The 22396-nt window shown below is 63.0% G+C and carries 24 protein-coding genes; 8 read left to right on the top strand and 16 right to left on the bottom strand.

The window, feature by feature from the left end:
- Window positions 1–115 precede the first annotated feature (115 nt).
- The 3 genes from clpA to NKH06_RS27655 form a co-directional block, all read right to left on the bottom strand.
- Window positions 116–2584, bottom strand: a complete 2469-nt coding sequence (clpA, locus tag NKH06_RS27665; protein WP_352894705.1) for an ATP-dependent Clp protease ATP-binding subunit ClpA — start codon at window positions 2582–2584, stop codon at window positions 116–118.
- 6 nt (window positions 2585–2590) lie between these two features.
- On the bottom strand, window positions 2591–2920 hold the full coding sequence (gene clpS, locus NKH06_RS27660; protein WP_023812950.1) for an ATP-dependent Clp protease adapter ClpS: 330 nt from the start codon (window positions 2918–2920) through the stop codon (window positions 2591–2593).
- A gap of 297 nt (window positions 2921–3217) precedes the next feature.
- Window positions 3218–3547, bottom strand: coding sequence for a phasin family protein (locus tag NKH06_RS27655; RefSeq protein WP_013531776.1), 330 nt, complete (start codon window positions 3545–3547; stop codon window positions 3218–3220).
- A gap of 285 nt (window positions 3548–3832) precedes the next feature.
- On the opposite strand from NKH06_RS27655, the gene NKH06_RS27650 reads away from it, so the two are divergent.
- Window positions 3833–5242: a D-alanyl-D-alanine carboxypeptidase gene (locus NKH06_RS27650; protein WP_128303603.1), complete on the top strand. Its 1410-nt coding sequence runs from the start codon at window positions 3833–3835 to the stop codon at window positions 5240–5242.
- Between the two features lie 46 nt (window positions 5243–5288).
- Here the strand turns inward: NKH06_RS27650 and NKH06_RS27645 are convergent, their stop codons facing one another.
- The 4 genes from NKH06_RS27645 to NKH06_RS27630 form a co-directional block, all read right to left on the bottom strand.
- On the bottom strand, window positions 5289–5987 hold the full coding sequence (locus tag NKH06_RS27645; RefSeq protein ID WP_023812952.1) for a DnaJ domain-containing protein: 699 nt from the start codon (window positions 5985–5987) through the stop codon (window positions 5289–5291).
- A complete protein-coding gene (locus NKH06_RS27640) occupies window positions 5987–6718 on the bottom strand; it encodes a vWA domain-containing protein (RefSeq protein ID WP_164892904.1) in 732 nt (243 codons plus the stop codon). Before NKH06_RS27640 ends, NKH06_RS27645 begins: the two co-directional genes overlap by 1 nt.
- Before the next feature lie 84 nt (window positions 6719–6802).
- Entirely contained in the window at window positions 6803–7240 is a 438-nt protein-coding gene (locus NKH06_RS27635; RefSeq protein WP_013531780.1) for a DUF1489 family protein, read from the bottom strand.
- Window positions 7241–7316: 76 nt separating this feature from the next.
- Complete coding sequence (locus NKH06_RS27630; protein WP_352894702.1) at window positions 7317–8720, bottom strand: L-serine ammonia-lyase; 1404 nt, start codon at window positions 8718–8720, stop codon at window positions 7317–7319.
- 180 nt (window positions 8721–8900) lie between these two features.
- On the opposite strand from NKH06_RS27630, the gene NKH06_RS27625 reads away from it, so the two are divergent.
- A complete protein-coding gene (locus NKH06_RS27625) occupies window positions 8901–9614 on the top strand; it encodes a DUF599 domain-containing protein (RefSeq protein WP_027161543.1) in 714 nt (237 codons plus the stop codon).
- On the opposite strand, the gene NKH06_RS27620 is transcribed toward NKH06_RS27625, so the two are convergent.
- The 6 genes from NKH06_RS27620 to NKH06_RS27595 form a co-directional block, all read right to left on the bottom strand.
- Window positions 9593–10384: a YdcF family protein gene (locus NKH06_RS27620; RefSeq protein WP_352553072.1), complete on the bottom strand. Its 792-nt coding sequence runs from the start codon at window positions 10382–10384 to the stop codon at window positions 9593–9595. The two genes, NKH06_RS27625 and NKH06_RS27620, sit on opposite strands and share 22 nt — an antisense overlap.
- A 124-nt stretch (window positions 10385–10508) precedes the next feature.
- A complete protein-coding gene (locus NKH06_RS27615) occupies window positions 10509–12074 on the bottom strand; it encodes an amidase (RefSeq protein ID WP_023812956.1) in 1566 nt (521 codons plus the stop codon).
- Window positions 12074–12529 (bottom strand): GNAT family N-acetyltransferase, encoded by a 456-nt coding sequence (locus NKH06_RS27610; RefSeq protein WP_352612921.1) that lies wholly within the window; start codon window positions 12527–12529, stop codon window positions 12074–12076. Before NKH06_RS27610 ends, NKH06_RS27615 begins: the two co-directional genes overlap by 1 nt.
- Window positions 12530–12537: 8 nt before the next feature.
- Entirely contained in the window at window positions 12538–12825 is a 288-nt protein-coding gene (gene gatC, locus NKH06_RS27605; protein ID WP_023812958.1) for an Asp-tRNA(Asn)/Glu-tRNA(Gln) amidotransferase subunit GatC, read from the bottom strand.
- Window positions 12826–12943: 118 nt separating this feature from the next.
- Window positions 12944–13360: a hypothetical protein gene (locus NKH06_RS27600; RefSeq protein WP_352553071.1), complete on the bottom strand. Its 417-nt coding sequence runs from the start codon at window positions 13358–13360 to the stop codon at window positions 12944–12946.
- Window positions 13361–13384: 24 nt separating this feature from the next.
- The gene (locus NKH06_RS27595; RefSeq protein ID WP_352553069.1) at window positions 13385–14092 is read right to left on the bottom strand and encodes a metal-dependent hydrolase; all 708 of its coding nucleotides are present in this window, start codon (window positions 14090–14092) and stop codon (window positions 13385–13387) included.
- A gap of 123 nt (window positions 14093–14215) precedes the next feature.
- Between NKH06_RS27595 and ruvX the strand changes: the two genes are divergently transcribed.
- The gene (gene ruvX, locus NKH06_RS27590; RefSeq protein ID WP_023812961.1) at window positions 14216–14722 is read left to right on the top strand and encodes a Holliday junction resolvase RuvX; all 507 of its coding nucleotides are present in this window, start codon (window positions 14216–14218) and stop codon (window positions 14720–14722) included.
- Here ruvX and NKH06_RS27585 read toward each other — a convergent pair.
- From NKH06_RS27585 to NKH06_RS27575, 3 genes are all read right to left on the bottom strand, one after another.
- Entirely contained in the window at window positions 14640–14981 is a 342-nt protein-coding gene (locus tag NKH06_RS27585; protein WP_023812962.1) for a DUF6105 family protein, read from the bottom strand. The two genes, ruvX and NKH06_RS27585, sit on opposite strands and share 83 nt — an antisense overlap.
- A complete protein-coding gene (locus NKH06_RS27580; RefSeq protein ID WP_023812963.1) occupies window positions 14981–15550 on the bottom strand; it encodes a hypothetical protein in 570 nt (189 codons plus the stop codon). The genes NKH06_RS27585 and NKH06_RS27580 overlap by 1 nt, the downstream gene beginning before the upstream one ends.
- 193 nt (window positions 15551–15743) lie before the next feature.
- Entirely contained in the window at window positions 15744–17372 is a 1629-nt protein-coding gene (locus NKH06_RS27575; RefSeq protein WP_352774234.1) for a DNA alkylation response protein, read from the bottom strand.
- 193 nt (window positions 17373–17565) lie between these two features.
- Between NKH06_RS27575 and NKH06_RS27570 the strand changes: the two genes are divergently transcribed.
- The 5 genes from NKH06_RS27570 to NKH06_RS27550 all read left to right on the top strand — a co-directional run bounded on the left by NKH06_RS27570 (window position 17566) and on the right by NKH06_RS27550 (window position 22333).
- A complete protein-coding gene (locus NKH06_RS27570) occupies window positions 17566–18525 on the top strand; it encodes an aspartate carbamoyltransferase catalytic subunit (RefSeq protein WP_013531794.1) in 960 nt (319 codons plus the stop codon).
- The gene (locus NKH06_RS27565; RefSeq protein ID WP_352774232.1) at window positions 18522–19808 is read left to right on the top strand and encodes a dihydroorotase; all 1287 of its coding nucleotides are present in this window, start codon (window positions 18522–18524) and stop codon (window positions 19806–19808) included. Before NKH06_RS27570 ends, NKH06_RS27565 begins: the two co-directional genes overlap by 4 nt.
- A gap of 57 nt (window positions 19809–19865) precedes the next feature.
- A complete protein-coding gene (plsY, locus tag NKH06_RS27560; protein WP_023812966.1) occupies window positions 19866–20453 on the top strand; it encodes a glycerol-3-phosphate 1-O-acyltransferase PlsY in 588 nt (195 codons plus the stop codon).
- Between the two features lie 17 nt (window positions 20454–20470).
- Window positions 20471–21610 (top strand): DNA-processing protein DprA, encoded by a 1140-nt coding sequence (dprA, locus tag NKH06_RS27555; RefSeq protein ID WP_352774298.1) that lies wholly within the window; start codon window positions 20471–20473, stop codon window positions 21608–21610.
- Between the two features lie 252 nt (window positions 21611–21862).
- Entirely contained in the window at window positions 21863–22333 is a 471-nt protein-coding gene (locus tag NKH06_RS27550) for a nucleoside deaminase (protein WP_352894698.1), read from the top strand.
- Window positions 22334–22396 lie beyond the last annotated feature (63 nt).

Below are 22396 nucleotides of genomic sequence, written 5' to 3'. Positions count from 1 at the left end.
TCGACAACCGAGCGCTTGAAACTCTCGCTGTATTTGGACATGCAAAACCCCCGAAGGTTGTGTCCAACTTTCGGGGGTCAGTTCATTTCCGGGGCTTTTTTCGACTTTCGTCAAGTCAGTTCTTTCGGGGCAGTTGCGGCACGAGGCTGCGCTTGCCGCCGTCCTTGCCCTTGGCTTCGGGCTTCTGCGACACCAGCTTCTTGGCCGCGGGCTTTTTCGTCACGGCCTTTCTGGGCTTCGGTGTTTCTTCCGGCTCTTCCTTCTTCGGCTTCACCGGCGCCTCGTCGGCGAGCGATTCGAGCTTCAGGCCGGTCTCGCCGGTTTCCTTCTTCTCGACGGTGACGCGCACCGTGCCGCCCTTCTTGAGCTTGCCGAACAGCACCTCGTCGGCCAACGGCTTTTTGATGTGCTCCTGGATCACACGGCCGAGCGGCCGCGCTCCCATGCGCTCATCATAGCCCTTGTCGGCGAGCCAGGCGATCGCATCCGCCGACAGGTCGAAGGTGACGCCACGCTCGGAAAGCTGGGCCTCGAGCTGCATGACGAACTTCTGCACCACCTGATGAATGACCGGCACCGGCAACGAGCCGAACGGGATGATCGCATCGAGACGGTTGCGGAATTCCGGCGTGAACAGCCGGTTGATCGCCTCGACATCGTCGCCTTCGCGCTTGGTCGAGCCGAAGCCGATCGCCGCACGCTGCGCATCCGACGCGCCCGCATTGGTGGTCATGATCAGGATCACATTGCGGAAGTCGATCTGCTTGCCGTTGTGGTCGGTCAGCTTGCCATGGTCCATAACCTGCAACAGGATGTTGAACAGGTCCGGATGCGCCTTCTCGACCTCATCAAGCAACAGCACGCAATGCGGATGCTGGTCGACGCCGTCCGTCAAAAGACCGCCCTGGTCGAAGCCGACATAGCCGGGAGGCGCGCCGATCAGCCGCGAGACAGTGTGGCGTTCCATATATTCCGACATGTCGAAGCGGATAAGCTCGACGCCGAGCGAGGCGGCCAACTGCTTGGCCACTTCGGTCTTGCCGACGCCGGTCGGGCCGGAGAACAGGTAGGAGCCGATCGGCTTCTCCGGTTCGCGCAGGCCGGCACGTGCCAGCTTGATCGCCGAGGTCAGCGCGGTGATCGCGGTGTCCTGGCCATAGACGACGCGCTTCAGCTCGATATCGAGACCCTGCAGCACCTTCTCGTCATCGGCCGAAACCGTCTTCGGCGGGATGCGGGCCATGGTGGCGATCGTCGCCTCGATCTCCTTGATGCCGATCGTCTTCTTGCGCTTGGCTTCCGGAACCAGCATCTGCGAGGCGCCGGTCTCGTCGATCACGTCGATCGCCTTGTCCGGCAGCTTGCGGTCGTTGATGTAACGTGCCGACAGCTCCACCGAGGCCTTGATCGCCTCGTTGGTGAACTTCACCTTGTGGAACTCCTCATAATAGGGCTTGAGGCCCTTCATGATCTCGATGGCGTCCGCGATGGTCGGTTCGTTGACGTCGATCTTCTGGAAGCGCCGCACCAAAGCACGGTCCTTCTCGAAGAACTGGCGGAATTCCTTGTAGGTGGTCGAGCCGATGCAGCGGATCGCACCCGATGACAGCGCCGGCTTCAACAGGTTGGACGCATCCATGGCGCCGCCTGAAGTAGCCCCTGCGCCGATGACCGTATGGATCTCGTCGATGAACAGCACGGCACCGGGATAGTCCTCGAGCTCCTTGACGACCTGCTTCAGCCGTTCCTCAAAATCGCCGCGATAGCGCGTGCCGGCGAGCAGCGTGCCCATGTCGAGCGCGAAGATGGTGGCGTTGTGCAGCACTTCGGGAACGTCGCCCTCGACGATGCGCTTGGCCAGACCCTCGGCGATCGCCGTCTTGCCGACGCCGGGGTCGCCGACATAGAGCGGGTTGTTCTTGGAGCGGCGGCACAGCACCTGAATGGTGCGGTTGATCTCGGACTCGCGGCCGATCAGCGGGTCGATCTTGCCGGCCTTGGCCTTGTTGTTGAGATTGACGCAATAAGCCGTCAGCGCATCCTGCTGCTGCTTCTTCTTGCCGCCTTCCTCTTGTGGCTCGGCGCCGTTCTGGCCGCCCTGCTCGTCATCGGCACCGCGCGGCGAGCGTGTCTCCGACGCGCCCGGACGCTTGGCAATGCCGTGCGAGATGTAGTTGACCGCGTCGTAGCGGGTCATCTGCTGTTCCTGCAGGAAATAGGCGGCATGGCTCTCGCGCTCGGCGAAGATGGCGACGAGGACGTTAGCGCCCGAAACCTCCTCGCGGCCAGACGACTGCACATGGATCACCGCGCGCTGGATGACGCGCTGGAAACCGGCGGTCGGCTTGGAGTCCTCGTCGTAACCGGTGACGAGGTTGTCGAGCTCGGTGTCGATATAGGTGAGAACCGTGTGCTTGAGCTCATCGAGATCGACATTGCAGGCGCGCATGACGGCGGCCGCCTCGGTGTCGTCGATGAGCGCGAGCAGCAGATGTTCTAGGGTTGCATATTCATGGTGCCGCTCATTGGCGAGCGTCAGCGCCTGGTGAAGCGCCTTTTCCAGGCCTTGGGAGAAAGCCGGCATGTTACCTCACTTCTTCTCCATCACGCATTGCAGCGGATGCTGATTCTGTCGGGCGAAATCCATGACCTGGGACACTTTGGTCTCGGCCACCTCGAATGTATAGACCCCGCACTCGCCCACTCCATGATTGTGAACATGAAGCATGATGCGTGTGGCGGCTTCGCGATCCTTCTGGAAAAAACGCTCCAGCACGTGAACCACGAATTCCATCGGAGTGTAGTCGTCGTTGAGGATGAGGACCCGATAAAGGCTGGGCTTCTTGGTCTTGGTTTTGGTGCGCGTGATGACGGCCGTCCCACGGCCGGCCCCATTGCCGTTACCGTCGCCGTCTTGCATCCGCACCACTCGTCTCGTGGCAGTCAAACCGATCGTCACGTATTCCTGCCTCTTTCGATTCCCCATGCGAGTTCGACATGTAGGTGTTCGATGTACGATTTTAAGCCCTTCTGGTTAGCTGACAATATGGCTAGGTCACCAAACTTGGACGATTTTCGCAATCGTGAAGGGGCGCGAGGCTCTGGAACGGAAATTGACACGAAAAAGCCCGGCCGCGTTTCCGTGGCCGGGCTTTTTCTCGGGTTCAAAGGCTGAATCTGGGGTCACGTCAGGCGAAATCAGTTCGCCCGGGCAAAATTACTTTGCCTTGGCAACGATCGATTCGAATGGCTTGTAAGCTTCCTTGGCGAGTTCGGCATAGAGATCGCCGATCTTGGTGGCCTCGGCGACGAACGCCTCATAGGACTGCTTGGCGTAATCCGACTGGATCTCGATCGCCTTTTCCAGCGACTTGGCTGAAAACAGCTTCTCCACAGTGGCGCTGCCGGTTTCAAAACTCTTCTTGGTGTATTCACCAGCTTCGGTGGCAATCGCCTGCGCGCCCTTGGACAGCGACGCAAAGCTCTTCAATCCGGTGTCGGCGAACTCTTTGCCGTATTTGCTGAAGTCCTCATAGGTCTGGGTCATTTCACGATTCCCTTGACGGTTGAAGCGTCCTTCTTCGGGGCGCCCTTGTGCAATGCAAGATAATATATTGTGCGCCGCACAAAAGTCAAGATTTCGCGGGCTTGCGGACCCGCCTGCGCAGCCAATGGCTAAAAATCGAATAAAGAGAGCCACAAGCCCGAAGAAAATGGTGAACGCGGCGGTTACCATAAACGGATTGGTAACGCTGCGCCGGTAGCTTGGCCGGAAGCGAGGCAGGACCCTTTGCCGCCTCCAACGCAACGAAGAAATCCAAGGGAAGTACCAGTGCGTAAGGCGTTGTTGGGCATCGTTTCCAAATCTACCTCCCCTCTCAAAACGATGATGATCATCGCCCTGGCGATGACATTCGTTTTTGGCGACGTTGCCTCGTCGCTGGCGGCCAGGCAGGCGGCCATCGTCGTGGATGCCAAGACCGGCAAAGTGCTCTACTCCGCCGACGCCAACGGCAGGCGCTATCCGGCTTCGCTGACCAAGATGATGACGCTGTATCTGACCTTCGAAGCGATGGCGAAGGGCAAGATCAGCAGGAACACGCCAGTGGTGTTTTCCGCCAAGGCCTCCGCCGAGGCGCCGACGAAACTTGGCGTGAAGCCGGGCGGTTCCGTCACGGTCGAGACCGCGATCCTGTCGATCGTCACCAAGTCGGCGAATGACTCGGCCACCGCGCTCGGCGAAATGCTCGGCGGCAATGAAACCACTTTTGCCCGCATGATGACCGCCAAGGCGCGTGCGCTGGGGATGAACGGCACCGTGTTCCGCAACGCCAATGGCCTGCCCGACCCCGGCCAGTTCACCACCGCGCGCGACATGGCGACGCTCGGCATCGCGCTGCGCGAGCATTTTCCCCAGTATTACGGCTATTTCTCGCAGCGCTCCTTTCTCTATGGGCGCCAGCGCATCAACGGCCACAACCGTCTGCTTGGACGCATCAAGGGCGTCGACGGCATCAAGACTGGCTACACCCGCGCCTCCGGCTTCAACCTCGTCTCATCGGTTTCCGATGGCAATCGCCGCATCGTCGGCGTGGTCATGGGCGGCACCTCGGGCGGCAGCCGCGACAATCAGATGGCCAGCTTGATCAACACCTATCTGCCGAGGGCGTCGACTCGCGGTGGTGGCGATCTGGTCGCCAAGGCCGGTGGCAACAACCCGATCACCGCCCTTGCCAAGGTTCTCCTGCCCAAGCATGACGCTCCGACACCGGACGACAAGCCTGTCATAGCGCAGGACGATGTCACCGTTGCCGAGGACGCCACGGTCGCGGAAGACGATACCGCGCAGGCCGAAGAAGCAGCCCCCGTCGTCAAGACCAGAAAGGTCAAGACCGTCATCGTTTCAGCCCCCCAAGTCGCGACGGCCCAGGTTGTAGCGGCCTATGCCGAGCCGACGCCGGCGGCTGTCGACCCGGTCAACACCGCGTCGGTGCCTTCGGGTTGGGCCATTCAGGTCGCCTCGTCGCCCAAGCAGTCCGAGGCCCAGGCCTTTCTCGACAAGACCACCAAGCAGGCGCCCAAGGTGCTGGCGGACGCTTCCGGTTTCACTGTCGCCTTCGACAAGGATGGCGTCACCTACTACCGCGCCCGCTTCGGTGGCTTCGGTTCGAAGACCGCCGCCTGGAAGGCCTGTACCGCTTTGAAGAAGAAGAACATCGAGTGCTACGCCGTCCAGCAGTAGGACGGCGTGCAAGCCATCTCCCGGAAAAATTCTGCGTCGAAGGAGACTAGTTGTGATTGGAGAGCAAGACGTCCTTGGCTTCGTTAATCCGCGCCGCCAGGAAAGACGTGCCGCCGACATCGGGGTGCAGGCGCTGCATCAGGCGGCGGTGCGCCTTGCGGACATCCGCCGCGGCGGCCCCCGCTTCAAGACCAAGGACCTTGTAGGCCTCCTCCTTAGTCATGGCGCCCGGACCTGGCGCAACACCCAGCCCTTCGCCACCGTTCGTCTCAGCGTTTTTGCGCCAGACGGGAAATCTGCCGTCAAGATACGTCTCTAGCAGCTGTCGGCTCTCCGGATCGCCGGAGAGTTCGCGGTAGAGGTGTTGCAATTCCGCCAGCCCCATCGCGCCAAGCATCTTGCCTTCGTGGCGGCCAGCCAGGACCAGTCCTTCGAGGCCGCCGGTATCGTGATCGAGTTCCATTTCCAATGCCGCTGTGCGCACCGTCGAGCGTTTGCCCGGTGCAAGCCCGGCCGGCTGGCGTTTCATGCGCATGGAACCATACCAGGCAATTGCGCCGGTGAGAATCATGCCGCCGATGCCTTCCCGGCCGACCACAAGCACGGCGACGCCGACAAGTGCCAGAAGAGCCGGCCCGAGCGTTCGCAGCGTGCTCGCCAGTTTCGCCGGCTCGGCACGCAGAAAGATCGTCACCGCGCCGAGGAGCAGCAGAAGCAACGCTCCAAAAGCGATGATCGCGCCCATTATTTTCCGCCGCCCCGCAGATACTCGATCATCAGCCGGTCTTCCGGCCTGCCCCTGGCTTCGAGCGCCTTCAACCCGCCGGTCGCAAACACGGCGACGGCCGAAAGCAGTCCTGCCAGGGTCGCGGCAGCCCGCCGATCAAATCTAAACCAAGCCCCCTTGGACAGCCGTGCAATCTCTTTGAACGCCTTTTCTGCGCCGGAATCATGGCCTTCCTGAAACACGAAGACGGGAACGCCATGAAGGCCGAGGCTGCCGGCCTTTTCGGCCAGATCGTCGATATTCTCTTCCATCGCGTCGCCGATGTAGACCAGCGCATTGACCTTGGCGGCCGCCGTCTGTTTCAACGCATGCGTCAGGACCTTGCCGATCTGGGTGTGGCCGCTGCGGCATTCGATCCGCGTCATCAGCTGCTTCAAGGCATTGGTGTCGCTCACGAAAGCGGACGAACGGCACTCGCCGAGACCACGAAAATAAACCAGTTGCACGCTGAGGGTTCCGGCCTTGCCGACAGCGTCGAACATCTGGCCCTGCAGCTCACAAGCCAGATCCCAGGTCGGCTGGCGGCTCATTGTTGCGTCGAGAGCAAGGATCAGCCTGCCCGAACCGGTCGCCGACGCGGCAAGTGTCCTCGCCTGACGAATGAAGGCGTCGATCTCTCCGGCGTTGGATTGAGGCTTGATCGGCGCAGGATTGGTCCCCGCTGGCACAGGCTGCTTCTTATCGCTCATGAAAAACAAGATGTGGCGTTGCCACATCGCTTGCAAGCCCCACATCGGGCAGTGCAAAGGGCCAGGCGGTGATGCCACCTGGGGTCAGAGCAGACCGAGATCGGCCAGCTCGCGCCTGAGTTTCGGCGGCATCTCGATCAATCCGGCCTTGCCCTTACCCAGATCGAGCGGCGCGTCCGCCGGCTTCAGGTAGCGCCAGCCCTGAAAAGCCCGGCGTGGCTGCCAGTCGGTGCGTACAACCTCGGGGTCGAGTATCAGATGGCAACGGCCTATGCCTTCACTGTCGGTGAACGGCCGGATTTCGGTGATCAACTGGCGGCACTGCACATTGCCTTTGATCACCCAATAGAGCGAACCGCCATCGGTAACCTCGGCGCCGCGCGTCGGCATCATACGGGTGGTGTGATACTGCTCGACCGGCTCACCGGCGCGCCGCCGCTCGTCGAGGCGGAAGGCGATCCACTCTTCGAGATCCTCGACGCTGTCGCAGCCGACACAGAGTTTTATGAGATTGAGAGACATCGCTTAAGGTTAGTCCTGCACGCGAACGCGTCAACGACCGGATCGACTTCTCCACAGTGGCGGTTTAGGCCAGCCTTCAGCACTCCACGACGTTGACTGCAAGCCCGCCAAGGCTGGTTTCCTTGTACTTCTCGTTCATGTCGAGGCCGGTCTGGCGCATGGTCTCGATCGCCGCATCGAGCGGTACGAAATGGATGCCGTCGCCCTTGATGGCCAGTGACGCTGCCGTCACCGCCTTGACCGCGCCCAGCGCATTGCGTTCGATGCACGGCACCTGCACCAGCCCGCCGACCGGATCGCAGGTCATGCCGAGATGATGTTCGAGCGCGATCTCGGCGGCATTCTCGACCTGCTCGGGCGTGCCGCCCATGACGGCGCACAGGCCGGCCGCCGCCATCGCCGATGCCGAGCCGACCTCGCCCTGACAGCCGACCTCGGCGCCCGAGATCGACGCGTTGGTCTTGATGATGCCGCCAACGGCGGCAGCCGTCAGCAGGAAATCACGAATGCTCGGCTGGTCCGCCTCGGGATGGAAATGCAGCCAGTAGCGCAGCACCGCCGGCAGCGTGCCGGCAGCGCCATTGGTCGGCGCGGTGACGACGCGGCCGCCGGCGGCATTTTCCTCGTTCACGGCCATGGCGTAGATCGACAGCCAGTCATTGGCGAGCAAAGGATTGGGCTTGTTCTGCTGCCACTGCTCCTGCAGCTTATCGTGCAGCATGCGGGCACGGCGGCGCACCTTCAGCCCACCCGGCATGATGCCATCCTGCGACAGGCCACGGTCGATGCAGCCCTTCATGGCGCTCCAGATTCCGTCGAGGCCGGCGTCGAGCGCCTCGCGCGTCATCTGCGTCTCCTCGTTGACGCGTTTCATGTCGGCGATGGAAAGGCCGCTTTTGCCGGCCATGGCCAGCATCTCGACCGCATTCTTGAACGGATAAGGCACTTTCTTGCCTTCGGTTGTCACCGAACCTTTGGCTTTCATCCGCTGCAGTTCTTCTTCGGAAACCACGAAGCCGCCGCCGATCGAATAATAGATGCGCTTGAGCAGCAGGCGGCCGCCGGAATCATAGGCGTAGAACGCCATGCCGTTGGCGTGACCGGTGAGCGGCGTTTTGCGGTCCAGCACCAGATCGGTGGCCGGATCGAAGCGATAGGCGGGATGGCCGGGCGGCGAAATGCGCTTTTCGGCGGCGATGCGGCTGGCAATGCCATCGGCCTGGTCGGGATCGACCGTCTGCGGCGTCAGGCCGGCAAGGCCGAGCATGACGGCGCGATCACTGCCGTGGCCAATACCGGTGTAGGCGAGTGACCCGTGCAGACTTGCGCCAAGCCGATCGACCTTGACGCCCGCCGGACGCGGCCAGTCATTTCCCGCGACCTCGTCGAGAAACCGCGCAGCGGCTGTCATCGGCCCCATCGTGTGCGAACTCGAGGGTCCTATGCCGATCTTGAACAGGTCGAAAACCGAAAGGAACACGCGGCGTTGTCTCCTGGCGTCAGGTCGATGACTACATATAGGAATTCCCACGATGTTTCCGCTCTTTTGGAAATCGCGGCGCTGCACCCGCCGACCTTGTTTGCTCCGGCAGCGACATTGGTGCCTTATCGCTGTAGGCGGACATCGAAGCGATCGCGCTGAATGTGCTAAATTCAGGCCATGGGCGATTCCCTCGATCTTTCGACAGCCGATCTCGCGGCGCTGGCCTTCTTCCTCGTCGCGTGGCTGCTGCACACGTTCGCCTCCGACGGCAAGCTGGTCAGCCGCATGTCACTGACGACGGCGATGAATGCACAGCGGCAAGCCTGGATGCGGACCATGGCCGAGCGCGAGATCCGCATCGTCGATACCGCCATCATGAGCGGGCTGCAGCAAGGCACCGCCTTCTTCGCCTCCAGCTCGCTGATCGCCATCGGCGGCTGTTTTGCCCTGCTCGGCGCATCCGACCGGGTTCTTGAAGTGCTCAGCGACCTGCCCCTGGGTGGCGCGCCGTCGCGCGCGGCCTTCCAGATAAAGGTGTTCGGGCTGGTGCTGATCCTGGCGTTTTCGTTCTTCAAATTCGGCTGGGCGTACCGGCTGTTCAACTATTGCACGATCCTGATCGGCGCCGTGCCGATCCCGCATGGCGAAGCCTCACGCAATCCGGTCACCGAAACGGCGGTGTGGCGTGCGGCGCAAATGAACATGCTGGCCGGAAAGCACTTCAACTCCGGCCTGCGCGGCGTGTTCTTCTCGATCGGTTATCTCGGCTGGTTCGTCGACCCAATGGTGTTCGTGTTGTCGACGCTGTTGCTGCTGGCCGTTCTGGTGCGGCGCCAGTTCTTCTCGGCCGCCAGGCAGGCGGTGATCGGTCAGCCGCCTGGAAAAGGCTGATCGATCCGGCCTGACAGCCAGTAGGCAAAAAGCCCGATCCATTCGCGGATGGCCATGGTGGCGGCCTGCAGCGAATCGGCTGGATTGTCGCGGAACAGGCCGATGCCTTCTTTGCCCGAGGTGCGATAGTCGACCGGCCAGGGAACAGTCGCAAAGCCAGCCTTGTCGAACAGCGCCTTGGCGCGCGGCATATGGAAGGCCGAAGTCACCAGCAGCCAGGTCTCGCCGGGCTTCGGCGTTAGCAACTCCTTGGTGAAGACCGCGTTCTCATAGGTGTTGCGGGACTTGTTCTCCAGGATCAGACGATCGGCGGCCACGCCAAGCGCGGTGAGCAGGCGCGGCGCGGTTGCGGCATCGCCCTCGCCATCGAGAAACAACGCGCCGGTGCCGCCGGAGACGACCACCTTGGCGGTAGGAAAGCGCCGGGCCAGAACTGCGGTCTCGACCATCCGATCTCCGCTGCTGTTCAACTCATAGCCGCCGCGCGCCAGATTGATGGCGCCCTCGAAGCCGCCGCCGAGCACGACGATGCCGTCGACCTTTGCCGGCAGCGGCGGGCGCGCGAAGCGCTCTTCCAGCGGATTGAGCATCATGGCGCCGAGCGACGTCCACGCTGACAGCGCAAGGACCAGAAATGCCAGCACGCTGCCGGTAGCCGCCAGCCGCCGGCGCCCGATCATGGCCGCGAGCAATCCCGCCAGCAGCAGAAAGATCGCCAGGTTCAGCGGCTGGATGAAGAACCAAAAGATCTTGGACAGGTAGAAGAACATCGCTCACCCCATTGCAGCGCCGCGCGGGCGTGCGCGCTCAAAGGACGCTAACACTTTGATTTTGCGCAGGATCCTTCCGAAAATCGATTCGACTTTCAGGGCATGCGCTAGACGAGCGACGTCCCTACCACCACTTCTCCGGCTGGAACGTGCCTGCGGCCTGCTCGATGACGGCAGCGGTCTGGAACAGGGTTTCCTCATCGAACGGCCGGCCGATCAGCTGCAGGCCGAGCGGCAGGCCCTTGGCGTCGAGCCCGGCGGGCACAGCGATGCCCGGCAGGCCCGCCATGTTCACAGTGACGGTGAAGATGTCGTTCAGGTACATCTTGACCGGATCGGCAGCCATGTCCTCGTCGGCGATGCCGAAGGCGGCGGACGGCGTTGCCGGGGTCAGGATGACATCGACGCCGGCGGCGAAGACAGTCTCGAAATCCCGCTTGATCAGATTGCGCACCTTCTGCGCCTGCAGATAGTAGGCGTCGTAATAGCCGGCCGACAGCACATAGGTGCCGATCATGATGCGGCGCTTGACCTCGCGGCCGAAACCCGCGGCGCGGGTCTTCTCATACATGTCGACGATATCCTTGCCCGGCACGCGCAAGCCGTAGCGGACGCCATCATAGCGGGCGAGGTTGGACGAAGCCTCGGCCGGCGCCACGATGTAATAGGCGGGCAGCGCGTATTTCGTATGCGGCAGGGAAATGTCGACGATCTCGGCGCCGGCGTCCTTCAGCCAGGCAATGCCCTTCTGCCACAGCGCTTCGATCTCTTCGGGCATGCCGTCGACGCGGTATTCCCTGGGAATGCCGACCTTCATGCCCTTGATCGGCTTGCCGATCACCGCCTCATAATCCGGCACCGGCCGGTCGACCGACGTCGTGTCCTTCGGATCGACAGAGGCCATCGATTTCAACAGGATCGCGGCATCGCGTACGTCGCGCGCGATCGGGCCGGCCTGGTCGAGCGACGAGGCGAACGCGACGATACCCCAGCGTGAGCAGCGGCCATAGGTCGGCTTGATGCCGACCGTCCCGGTGAAGGCGGCCGGCTGGCGGATCGAGCCGCCAGTGTCCGTCGCGGTCGCGCCGGCGCACAGGAAGGCGGAGACTGCCGTGGCCGACCCGCCAGAAGAGCCACCCGGCACCAACTGCGCATTGTCCAGGCTGCGCACGGTCCTCGTGCCGCCGGCCGAAACGAAGCCGCCGTCGCCCTGATGCGTCGTGGGCATCACCGCAGTATCGAGGCGCGAGCGCCGCCACGGATTGATGACCGGGCCATAGTAGGACGTCTCGTTGGACGAGCCCATGGCGAACTCGTCCATGTTGAGTTTGCCGAGCATAACGGCGCCGTCGGCCCACAGATTTGACGTAACGGTCGATTCGTAGCGCGGCTTGAACCCGTCGAGCACATGGCTGCAAGCCTGCGTGTGGACGCCTTCGGTGCCGAACAGGTCCTTGATCCCCAACGGAATGCCTTCCAGCGCACCGCCCTCGCCCTTGACCAGCCTGGCGTCGGACGCCTTGGCCATGTCGCGCGCCTTGTCGCCGGTCACGGCGACATAGGCATTGAGCGCCGGATTGGCGCGCTCGATAGCGCCGAGATAGGCCTCGGTGATCTCGGTCGCGGTGATTTCCTTGTCGCGCAGCTTGGCGCGGGCCTGTGAAATCGTCAGCTGGGTCAGGTCGCTCATCAAAGGCTCTTTTCGTAAAACACCGACCACTCAGAATCGGGATAATCCAGCACCGGGCCGCAGCGCGAAAACCCGGCGCGTTCGTAGACTGTCCACGCCGCGGGATGACGATCGCCCGTCTCCAGCACCAGGCGCTTCAGCCCCTCGTTGCGCGCCAGCGATCCGACCCGCTCAACGATTTTCGCGCCGATCTTCTGCCCGCGATGCGACGGCCTGATATACATGCGCTTGACCTCGCCAATGGCGCCGTCATGACGCTTCAGCGCGCCGCAGCCAATGGCCAGGCCATTATCGCGGGCGATGAAAACCGTCGTGTCCTCACCGGCCATCTGCTCGACCGTCAAATGGTAGCAATGCTCCGGCGGCGTCAGTTCGAGCAAGGTCTCGTTGAGTTCCGTGACCAGCCTGCGCACGTCGTCCTGGAGCGGCTTCTCAATGGCGATCTCGATTGCCATCGGCCGACTTACTCCACGACCTTCGGCACGAGGAAGAAATTCTCTTCGGTCGCCGGCGCGTTAGCGACGATGTCGGCGGCCTTGCCGCCGTCGGTGACGACATCGCTGCGCTTCTTCATGTCCATCGGCGTTACCGAGGTCATTGGTTCGACACCGGAAACATCGACCTCGTTCAGCTGCTCGACGAAGCCCAGAATGGCGTTCAGCTCCCCGGTCATCCGTTCGGCATCTTCTTCGCTCACCGCGATGCGGGCGAGATGCGCGACGCGCTTCACTGTCTGAAGATCTACGGACATGTTTTTGCCTCGGGGAAAACCAGTTCGGGCTATAGCGGCGCCGCGCGCGCTGCGCAACATGCATCGTGCGAGAGACCAGGCTGTGCCGGCGGCCCGCTCGTGGGCCCTCAGAATACGTCTATGGCAGAGCAACGCCTTCGCACAGATAGTAGCTGCCGCTGTTGCCGCTTGCTTCGCTTTCGTCGTCGACGGGCCGAACCGACACGAGATCGATCTGCTTGGCGTTCATTTGCGTCACGGAGAGAACGTCGGGAAAGACATAACCCGGTTCCTGGCAGATGGCCGTCACCGCCCAGCTCGGCGAAGCCGTGGCCTTGCTGATCTGCAGAAACTCGCAATTGTATTCGACGCTCTGCAGGCCGTGCGCCGAAAGCACGATGTTGCCTGCGTCGATCAGCGTTTGCAGCGTGTCCTTTTTGGCCTGTTTGCAAAGCTCCTCGGATTGCAGGTAGACGCCCTCGATGAAATCATCCGCGGCGAGCGCGGGCGACGCCGCGACCAACATCGATACACAAAGAGATTTCCTCAAAGCCATGGTCTTATTCCGCTTTCGCCACGCCTAGATCGTAATCGTCTCACCGATATCAGGCAATGCCACCGTCACGCCGGACCCTTCCATGCCGGCCTCGAACTTGTCGGCGGTCGGATCGATCATCGGAAACGTGCCGAAGTGACAGGGAACCACGGTATCGAATTTGAAGAAGCGCCGGCAGGCAAGTGCAGCCACCGCGCCGCCCATGGTGAAACGGTCGCCGATCGGCACGATGCCGATCTTCGGTTCATGCAACTCGTTGATCAGCGCCATGTCGGAGAAGATGTCGGTGTCGCCCATGTGATAGAGCGTCTTGTCTTCCGGGAAATGCAGGACGAGGCCGCCCGGATTGCCGAGATAGGTGTTCTGGCCGCCCTCGCCGGGGAACGAGGATGAGTGCAGCGCCTGGACAAAAGTGGTGGTGAAGCTGCCGCAATCGACGGTGCCGCCGATGTTGCCCGGGTTGATCTTCTTGTCGCTGACACCCTTGCCGACCAGATACATGCAGATCTCGAAATTGGCGACCAATTGGGCGCCGCTTTTGCCGAGCACTTCCACGGCGCCGCTGATGTGGTCGCTATGGCCATGCGTCAGCAGCACATGCGTGATCCCCTCGGCCGGTCCCTCCCAGCCGCCCGTCCAGGACGGATTGCCGATCAGATAGGGATCGATGAGGATCTTGGCATCAGCGGTCTCGATGCGAAAGGCCGAGTGGCCGTACCAGGTCAGTTTCATGAATGCATTCCTCGATTTTTATCTTGCCAAAGGATAGAACGCCGACGGCCCGGAGATCAAAGGGTTACTGTGTCCGCCACGCGTTTGACAAAACACGTGGCGGTGAAAGGCGAAGGACGGCCGGTGGGCATTATCACGATCGAGGAATTGCCGGCGCGGCTGACCGGCGGCAAGACGCTGGCGGGGCTTGACCTCGGCGACAAGACGATCGGCGTCGCGGTCTCGGACCAGAGGTTTTCCTTCGCCCATCCGCGCCCGGTCATCATGCGAAGGAAATTCTCGCTCGATGCGGCGGTGCTGCTCGCCTTGCTGCGGAAGGAGAATGCCGGCGCGGTGGTGATCGGGCTGCCGATCAACATGGACGGTTCGGAAGGGCCGCGTGCGCAGAAATCGCGCGCCTTCGTCCGCAACATGGCCCAGATGAGCGACCTGCCCTTCGTGCTCTGGGATGAAAGACTATCGACGGTCGCGGCCGAAAGGACGCTGATCGAGATGGATTTCTCGCGCCGCAAGCGCGCCGGCAAGATCGATTCGGCGGCAGCCGCGTTTATTCTGCAGGGAGTTTTGGACCGGCTTCAGTCGCTCCACGCATCCGCTCGAACGGAACCGGACCCGCCCAGCGCTGTCTGACCCAGCCGGCGATTTCGCGGCGACGGCGGAAGGCCCAAAGCGCCATCAGCAGCAACCCGTCGAAGACGCACGTCTTCGCCACCATGCCGGGAATGATCGCCGGATCGATGCCGAGCATCTGGCCATAGAGCTGGAAGAAGAAGTCGTGCATCTGTCGGCTGAGCATCGTGTAGCCGAAATTGATGTCATTGGCCGACAGATAGAACCAGCCCCAGAAAATCGCCATCGGCGCCGCCCAAAATCCGAAGATGTAGCGCATCAGCGGCCTCCCCTGGGATTGGAGCCGGTCTTGGAGACCGTTCGGCCTGATATGAGTGAAAGCAGCGAATTGTGGGCCGCGGCTTTTGCCATGCCATGCGCGACGGCATGGATCTCGCTTTCGCCGGAAGCCGCTGCCGCAACCACGGACCGCCGCTCGGCAAGCATGGCGACATAGGACGCCAGAAGTGCCGCCAGTTGCACGGCGACAGCCATGAAGAGCCCGTTGATGCCTTGCGCGGCGCCACCGACGACGATCAGCGACAACACGCCGGACGCGCATATGAAGGCGATGCGGGCGACGCTGTCGGCGCCCGCGCTGGTCGCGTCGTTGACCAGGGCTTCGACAAAGGCCCAGAAAAACAGAACCGCGACGACAAGCAATGCGGTGGCGAGCGGCGCCACGACGACGAAATTGTCGAGGTCGACGAAGCGGGTACCCTCGATTGTAGTGCCCAGCACGCCGAGCGCCGCCGCCACACCCCGGTTTCCGTCGATGCAGATTAGCGCAAGCAGGGCGAAAACAATCGCCCAGTGCAAGGCCAGAAAAGAGGTCAGTACCTGTCGCATCGGTGTTCCTGCTTCGCAAAGCAAGAGACGGCCAATCTGAACCATTCCCTGCTTGCACTAGGACAGTGGGCCTTGCCGTCCGCCATCGCAACGGAAACCATTTGTTAAGGTTAACGACGATTAGCCATACGCGTGAGGATGCCCGCCAACACGTCAAAACTGTGGATGGCGCCGGTTTTTGCGATGCTCGTGCTCAGTTCACCGGCGGATAGAGCGTGTCGATGATCATGCGTGCATCGTGGCGCGAATCGATCATGCCATAGGTGTTGCGCCATTGGCCGGCCAAACGCGTCTCGACGAAAGCGTCGGCGATCCGCCCTGCCCCCAGACGGCGCAATTCCGCCGCCGCAGCCGACAGTGCCAGCTGCTCGGTCAGCAGCCGGGCAGAACCTTCGTCGGTTGAAGCAACCTGCATCGCCGCCTTCAGCACGCCGATCGTGCCGCGTCCGCCGGCGCCGAGATCACGGTCGATGCCGGCCAGCACATCCTCGAACAGGCCGGGCGCACGGCCGAGCACGCGCAGCACATCAAGCGCCATGACATTGCCCGAGCCTTCCCAGATCGCATTGACCGGGGCCTCGCGATAGTAGCGGGCGAGTGGCGCCTCCTCGACATAGCCATTGCCGCCGAGGCACTCCATAGCCTCATAGAGCAAAGGCGGCGCGATCTTGCAGACCCAGTATTTGACGACCGGCGTCATGGCCCGAGCAAACGCCGCCTCGCCGCGATCGCCGGCCGCCTCGTCGAAGGAGCGCGCCAACCGGAACGACAGCGCGGTGGCGGCGGCGACATCGAGCGCCATGTCGGCCAGAACGCGCTGCATCAACGGCTGCTCGATCAGGGTCGAACCGAACACCTGGCGATGGCGGGCGTGGTGAACGGCCTCGGCCAGGCCCGCGCGCATGATCGCCGACGATGCGATGGCACAATCGAGCCGGGTCAGGGTGACCATGTCCATGATCGTCTTCACACCGGCACCGGCTTCGCCGACCATCTCGCCGATGGCATTGACAAATTCGACTTCGGAGGAGGCGTTCGAACGATTGCCGAGCTTGTCCTTCAGCCGCTGAAAGCGGAAGCCGTTGCCCGAGCCGTCACCGAGAACGCGCGGCACGAGGAAGCACGATAGTCCCTCAGGCGCCTGCGCCAGCACCAGGAAGGCATCCGACATCGGCGCCGACATGAACCATTTGTGCCCGTTCAGACGATAAAAACCGCTGCCGGCGCGTTCCGCCCTCGTCACATTGGCGCGCACATCGGTGCCGCCCTGTTTCTCGGTCATGCCCATGCCGAGCGTCAGCCCGGTCTTCTCGACCGGCGGCTTTTGGCTCTGGTCGTATTTGCGCGTCGTCACGCGCGGCGCCCATTCGCGAAACAGTTTCGGGCTGGCCATCAAGGCCGCCAGCGAAGCGTTGGTCATGGTGATGGGGCACAGATGCCCGGTCTCGAGCTCAGCCGTCAGATAAAACCGGGCGGCGCGGACCTGATGGCGGCGGCCGATCTCGGTGTCGCCGTTTTCCCACACCGAGGAATGCAGCCCGTTGGCCACAGAGCGGCGCATCAAGGCATGATAGGCGGGATGGAACTCGACCACGTCGATGCGCCGTCCCTGGCGATCATGCGTCTTGAGCTTCGGCGTCTCGACATTGGCGAGGCGCGCCAATTCCTGCGCCTCCTGCGTCAGCACAAAGCGGCCGAGACCGTCGAGATCCTTGCGCACCGGATCGGAAAAACGCTCCGCGAGCTGGATCAGCAACGGATCGCCCCGCCAGGCGTTGCCGCCCGTCAGCGGCGGCGGCTGGTTCGTCACGTCGTCGGTCACGCCCAATCCTTCTATCGTCAGAAAGCCACGAATCCGAGGCTGTCGGCTAGATATAGCCAAGCCATGCAGCGCGCGCGATGAAAATACCGGCCGATACAATCGGCTATCTACACGAAAAAATTGAGGAGAACGGCTGCAATGCAAAGCTGGCGCTTGCAGCCGCAATATCTCCACCCTATAGCAGCGCCTTGAGATGACCGACGCTTCGTCCCCCTATCCTCATCGCCATCTTCTGGGCATCCGCGACCTTTCCCCCGCCGATATCGAGCTGTTGCTCGACAGGGCGGACCGGGCGGTCGCGATCTCGCGGCAGTCCGAGAAGAAAACCTCGACGCTGCGCGGCCGCACCCAGATCAACCTCTTCTATGAAGCCTCGACGCGCACACAGTCGTCGTTCGAGCTTGCCGGAAAGCGGCTCGGCGCCGATGTCATGAACATGTCGGTGGCAAGCTCTTCGGTGAAGAAGGGCGAAACGCTCATCGACACGGCGATGACGCTGAACGCCATGCGGCCCGACATCCTGATCATCCGCCACCAATCGGCCGGTGCTGCCGCCCTTCTGGCGCAGAAGGTCGGCTGCTCCGTCGTCAACGCCGGCGACGGCGCGCATGAACACCCGACACAGGCGCTGCTCGATGCGCTGACCATTCGTCGCGCCAAGGGTCCGCTGTCGAAGCTCATCGTGGCAATCTGCGGCGACATCCTGCATTCGCGCGTGGCGCGTTCCAACATCATGCTGCTCAACGCGCTCGGCGCGCAGGTGCGCGTCGTCGCACCGTCGACGCTGCTGCCCACCGGCATCGAGAAGATGGGCGTCATCGTCACCCGCTCGATGGCCGAGGGCCTCAAGGACGCCGATGTGGTGATGATGCTGCGCCTGCAGCGCGAGCGCATGGAGGGCGCCTTCGTGCCTTCGGTCCGCGAATATTTCCGCTATTTCGGCCTCGATGCCGAGAAACTGAAGGCCGCCAAGGATGACGCGCTGGTGATGCATCCCGGGCCGATGAACCGCGGCGTCGAGATCGCCTCGGAAATCGCCGACGGTCCGCAAAGCGTCATCCAGGAACAAGTTGAAATGGGCGTCGCCGTGCGCATGGCGGTGATGGAAGCGCTTCTTGACCCGCGCCGTAATCAAGAGGGCCGCGGCGCATGAGCATAACGGTCTTTGAGCGCGCCCGCGTTGTCGACCCCTCGCGCGGCATCGATGAAGTCGGCGCCGTCTTCGTCGATGGCCGCAAGATCGTAGCCGCCGGCAAAGCAGCGCTGAACCAGGGCGCGCCCGAGGGCGCCACCGTTATCGACTGCGCCGGCAAGGCGATCATTCCAGGCCTGATCGACGGCCGTGTCTTCATCGGCGAACCGGGCGGCGAGCATCGCGAGACCATTGCGTCGGCAAGTGTCGCGGCGGCGGCCGGCGGCGTCACATCCATCGTCATGATGCCCGATACCGATCCGGTGATCGACAATGTGGCGCTGGTCGAATTCGTGCTGCGCACCGCCAAGGACACGGCCATCGTCAACGTCTTTCCGGCTGCGGCGATCACCAAGGGCCTCGACGGGCGCGAAATGACCGAGTTCGGCCTGCTGCGCGAAGCCGGCGCCGTCGCCTTCACCGATGGCCGTCACACCATATCGAGCGCGCTGGTGATGCGCCGCGCGCTGACCTATGCGCGCGACTTCGGCGCCACCATCGTGCATGAGACGCAGGATGCGGACCTCGGTTCATCCGGCGTGATGAATGAAGGCCTCTACGCCAGTTGGCTCGGCCTCTCCGGCGTTCCGCGCGAAGCCGAATCCATCCCGCTGGAGCGCGATCTGGCCTTGGCCCGGCTGACGCGTGGTTCGTACCATGCAGCAAAGATCTCGACGGCGATGGCGGCAAACGCCATAACGCGTGCGAAAGCCGACGGCGCGACGGTGACGTCAGGCGTGGCGATCCACAATCTGTCGCTGAATGAAAACGATGTCGGCGAATACCGCACCTTCTTCCGCCTGACGCCACCTTTGCGCGCCGAGGAAGACCGGTTGGCGATGATCGAGGCGGTCAGGGACGGCACGATCGACATCATCGTCTCCTCGCATGATCCGCAGGATGTCGACACCAAGCGCCTGCCCTTCGCCGATGCGGCGGCCGGCGCCATAGGGTTGGAGACGCTTCTGGGCGCCGCACTGCGGCTCTACCACAATGGCGATGTGCCGTTGCTGCGGCTGATAGAAACCCTGTCCACCGCTCCCGCAAAACTGTTCGGCCTGCCCGGCGGCACGCTGAAGCCGGGCGCTGTCGCCGATCTTGCGCTTGTCGACCTCGACGGACCCTGGATCGTCAGCGAAAGCGGCATTCGTTCGCGGTCGAAAAACACCTGTTTCGAAGGCGCGCGACTGCAAGGCAAGGTCTTGCAAACGCTGATTGCGGGCCGCACAGTGTTTTCCGCCTGAACCGGCCACGGCGCACCGCGCCTGATCCGGCCGAACTGGGGAAATGCGGGGGAAACAATGATTTACAGCCTCATCCCAGCGCTCGTGTTCGGCTATTTGCTTGGCTCGATTCCGTTCGGGCTCCTGCTCACTCGCGCCGCTGGCCTTGGCGATGTGCGCAAGATCGGCTCCGGCAATATCGGCGCCACCAACGTTCTGCGCACCGGCAACAAGGGCCTTGCCGCCGCGACGCTGCTACTCGACGCGCTGAAGGGCACGGCCGCCGTGCTGATAGCAGGCCATTTCGCGCCTGACCTGGCGATCTGGGCCGGTCTCGGCGCCTTTCTCGGTCATCTCTTCCCGGTCTGGCTCGGTTTCAAGGGCGGCAAGGGCGTCGCCACCTATCTCGGTGTGCTGATCGGCCTTGCCTGGCAGGTGGCGCTGATCTTCGCCGTCGCCTGGCTGGTGATGGCATTCCTCTTCCGGTATTCCTCGCTTGCGGCGCTGACAGCGGCGGTCATCGTGCCGATCGCCCTCTATGTGCTGAGCACACCACAGAATGCGGCCTTGTTCGTGGTGATGAGCATCATCGTTTTCATCAAGCACCGGGAAAACATTTCGCGCCTGCTTACCGGCACCGAGGGCAAGATCGGAGCCAAGGGGTGAGCGAGCCTGCCGCCGTGGTGAGTGGGCCGGCCGCCGGGCCGCGGCTCAGCGACCGGCAGCGGCTGAGCTGGCTGCGGCTGATCCGCACCCAGAATGTCGGCCCCGCATCCTTTCGCGACCTCATCAACCGTTTCGGTTCGGCCGAGGTGGCGCTGGAGATATTGCCGGAACTGATGATTTCGGGCGGCGCCATCCGGATCGCTCGCATCCCTTCCGTTGCCGAAGCCGAGGCGGAACTGGAACTAGCCGGAAAGGCCGGCGCCCGCTTTGTCGGGATCGGTGAGACAGACTACCCACCCCTGTTGCGCAACATGGACCATCCGCCGCCCCTGCTGGCGGTAAAGGGCAACGCAGCTGTTTTCCGGCTGCCGGGTGTCGCCATCGTCGGGGCACGCAACGCGTCGCTGGCCGGCATCAAGATGGCACGCATGCTGGCAGCCGACCTCGGCCGCGACGGCTACGCAATCGTCTCCGGCCTGGCGCGCGGCATCGACACCGCGGCGCATCAGGGCAGTCTTGCGACCGGCACGATCGGCGTCCTGGCTGGCGGTCTCGACCTGCCTTACCCGCCTGAAAATGCCGGCCTGTGCGAGGAAATCGCCGAGCGTGGCGCCATCATTTCGGAGATGCCGTTCGGCTGGCAGCCGCGCGCCCAGGATTTTCCGCGCCGCAACCGCCTTGTTGCGGGTGCGGTCCTTGGGCTGGTGGTGGTCGAGGCAGCGCAACGCTCCGGCTCCCTGATCAGCGCCAGGCTTGCCGGCGAAATGGGCCGGCTGGTCTTTGCCGTGCCGGGCTCACCGCTCGATCCACGCGCCGCCGGTACCAACGGCCTGCTCAAGGATGGTGCCACCCTGGTCACCGAGGCATCGGATATTTCCAGGGCGATCGCCCCGCTGACCGGCATGCGGGCGCCCGACGTGCCGCCGTTCGAAGAGCCGCCCGACTTCTCGGCCACGCCACCGCCCGGCGAAAGCGACCGCGCCCGCGTCATCGAGGCGCTCGGCCCGACGCCAGTGGCGGTCGACGAGATCATCCGCCACACCGGCCTGCAGCCGGCCCAGGTCTTCATGGTGCTGCTGGAACTCGACCTCGCCGGCCGGCTCGAACGCCACGCCGGCGCCAATGTTTCGCTGGTGTTCGGGGAGCCTTCGGTCTGACGCTGTTCGCATTTTCGCGCCGCCGAACTCCTTCGAGAAGCTCGGCGAGGATGGCCTTTTCAGCCGGCTTTCCGCTTTGCCGCGCCTGTGCTCATCTGTTCGACGCCAAGACCGGCCGGCGGATTGTAGGGCAAAGGTCTGATATCCCGAGGCAAAGGTCTCAAGCAAAAGTTGGCTCTTGCCACTCGCGTCCGTTGGCACCAATCTCGCTCAGCCGCTCATCGGTGGATGTCGGCATGACAGGATCTTGCCATGACACGCGATCAGATGCTCGCCCACCTTCGATCCGCCGACGCGGTCGCGCGCGAGGCGGCGGCGCATGGGCATCATCCGTTTGGTTGCGTGCTGGTCGGGCCGGACGATCGGGTGCTGATGCGGCAAGGCAATCTCGACACGGTGCGCCACGCCGAGACGGAGCTCGCCCGGCGCGCCGCGGCAGCCTACGAGCCGGAGTTCTTATGGCAATGCACGCTGGTCTCAACCGGTGAGCCCTGCGCGATGTGCACCGGAACGCTCTACTGGGCGAATATCGGCCGGCTGGTCTACGGCTTCGAGGAGACCGAGCTGCTGGCGCTCACCGGGGATCACGCAGAGAATCCGACGATGAGCCTCTCTTCGCGCACCGTCCTCGACTCCGGCCAGAAAAAGATCGAGGTCTTTGGCCCCTTCCCCGAAATCGCCGACGAGATGCTCGCATCGCACCGCGCTTTCTGGAAGCGTTGACGGCTTCCCCACCGGTTGTGGTGTGCCCTTCCCGAGAGATGGGTGACAGTTTATCGCGTGGAT

The sequence above is a fragment of the Mesorhizobium sp. M1342 genome (genome assembly GCF_040317955.1).
Classification (GTDB): domain Bacteria; phylum Pseudomonadota; class Alphaproteobacteria; order Rhizobiales; family Rhizobiaceae; genus Mesorhizobium.
The sequence above is the reverse complement of the archived record's forward strand: the minus strand, read 5'-3'. Positions and strand labels throughout refer to the sequence as shown.

What these genes read in the sequence shown, in the direction of transcription:
- clpA (WP_352894705.1), bottom strand. Translation starts at nt 2,584, where the DNA reads ATGCCGGCTTTCTCCCAAGGCCTGGAAAAGGCGCTTCACCAGGCGCTG.
- clpS (WP_023812950.1), bottom strand. Translation starts at nt 2,920, where the DNA reads ATGCAAGACGGCGACGGTAACGGCAATGGGGCCGGCCGTGGGACGGCC.
- NKH06_RS27655 (WP_013531776.1), bottom strand. Translation starts at nt 3,547, where the DNA reads ATGACCCAGACCTATGAGGACTTCAGCAAATACGGCAAAGAGTTCGCC.
- NKH06_RS27645 (WP_023812952.1), bottom strand. Translation starts at nt 5,987, where the DNA reads ATGGGCGCGATCATCGCTTTTGGAGCGTTGCTTCTGCTGCTCCTCGGC.
- NKH06_RS27640 (WP_164892904.1), bottom strand. Translation starts at nt 6,718, where the DNA reads ATGAGCGATAAGAAGCAGCCTGTGCCAGCGGGGACCAATCCTGCGCCG.
- NKH06_RS27635 (WP_013531780.1), bottom strand. Translation starts at nt 7,240, where the DNA reads ATGTCTCTCAATCTCATAAAACTCTGTGTCGGCTGCGACAGCGTCGAG.
- NKH06_RS27625 (WP_027161543.1), top strand. Translation starts at nt 8,901, where the DNA reads ATGGGCGATTCCCTCGATCTTTCGACAGCCGATCTCGCGGCGCTGGCC.
- NKH06_RS27620 (WP_352553072.1), bottom strand. Translation starts at nt 10,384, where the DNA reads ATGTTCTTCTACCTGTCCAAGATCTTTTGGTTCTTCATCCAGCCGCTG.
- NKH06_RS27615 (WP_023812956.1), bottom strand. Translation starts at nt 12,074, where the DNA reads ATGAGCGACCTGACCCAGCTGACGATTTCACAGGCCCGCGCCAAGCTG.
- NKH06_RS27610 (WP_352612921.1), bottom strand. Translation starts at nt 12,529, where the DNA reads ATGGCAATCGAGATCGCCATTGAGAAGCCGCTCCAGGACGACGTGCGC.
- gatC (WP_023812958.1), bottom strand. Translation starts at nt 12,825, where the DNA reads ATGTCCGTAGATCTTCAGACAGTGAAGCGCGTCGCGCATCTCGCCCGC.
- NKH06_RS27600 (WP_352553071.1), bottom strand. Translation starts at nt 13,360, where the DNA reads ATGGCTTTGAGGAAATCTCTTTGTGTATCGATGTTGGTCGCGGCGTCG.
- NKH06_RS27595 (WP_352553069.1), bottom strand. Translation starts at nt 14,092, where the DNA reads ATGAAACTGACCTGGTACGGCCACTCGGCCTTTCGCATCGAGACCGCT.
- NKH06_RS27585 (WP_023812962.1), bottom strand. Translation starts at nt 14,981, where the DNA reads ATGCGCTACATCTTCGGATTTTGGGCGGCGCCGATGGCGATTTTCTGG.
- NKH06_RS27580 (WP_023812963.1), bottom strand. Translation starts at nt 15,550, where the DNA reads ATGCGACAGGTACTGACCTCTTTTCTGGCCTTGCACTGGGCGATTGTT.
- NKH06_RS27570 (WP_013531794.1), top strand. Translation starts at nt 17,566, where the DNA reads ATGACCGACGCTTCGTCCCCCTATCCTCATCGCCATCTTCTGGGCATC.
- NKH06_RS27565 (WP_352774232.1), top strand. Translation starts at nt 18,522, where the DNA reads ATGAGCATAACGGTCTTTGAGCGCGCCCGCGTTGTCGACCCCTCGCGC.
- plsY (WP_023812966.1), top strand. Translation starts at nt 19,866, where the DNA reads ATGATTTACAGCCTCATCCCAGCGCTCGTGTTCGGCTATTTGCTTGGC.
- NKH06_RS27550 (WP_352894698.1), top strand. Translation starts at nt 21,863, where the DNA reads ATGACACGCGATCAGATGCTCGCCCACCTTCGATCCGCCGACGCGGTC.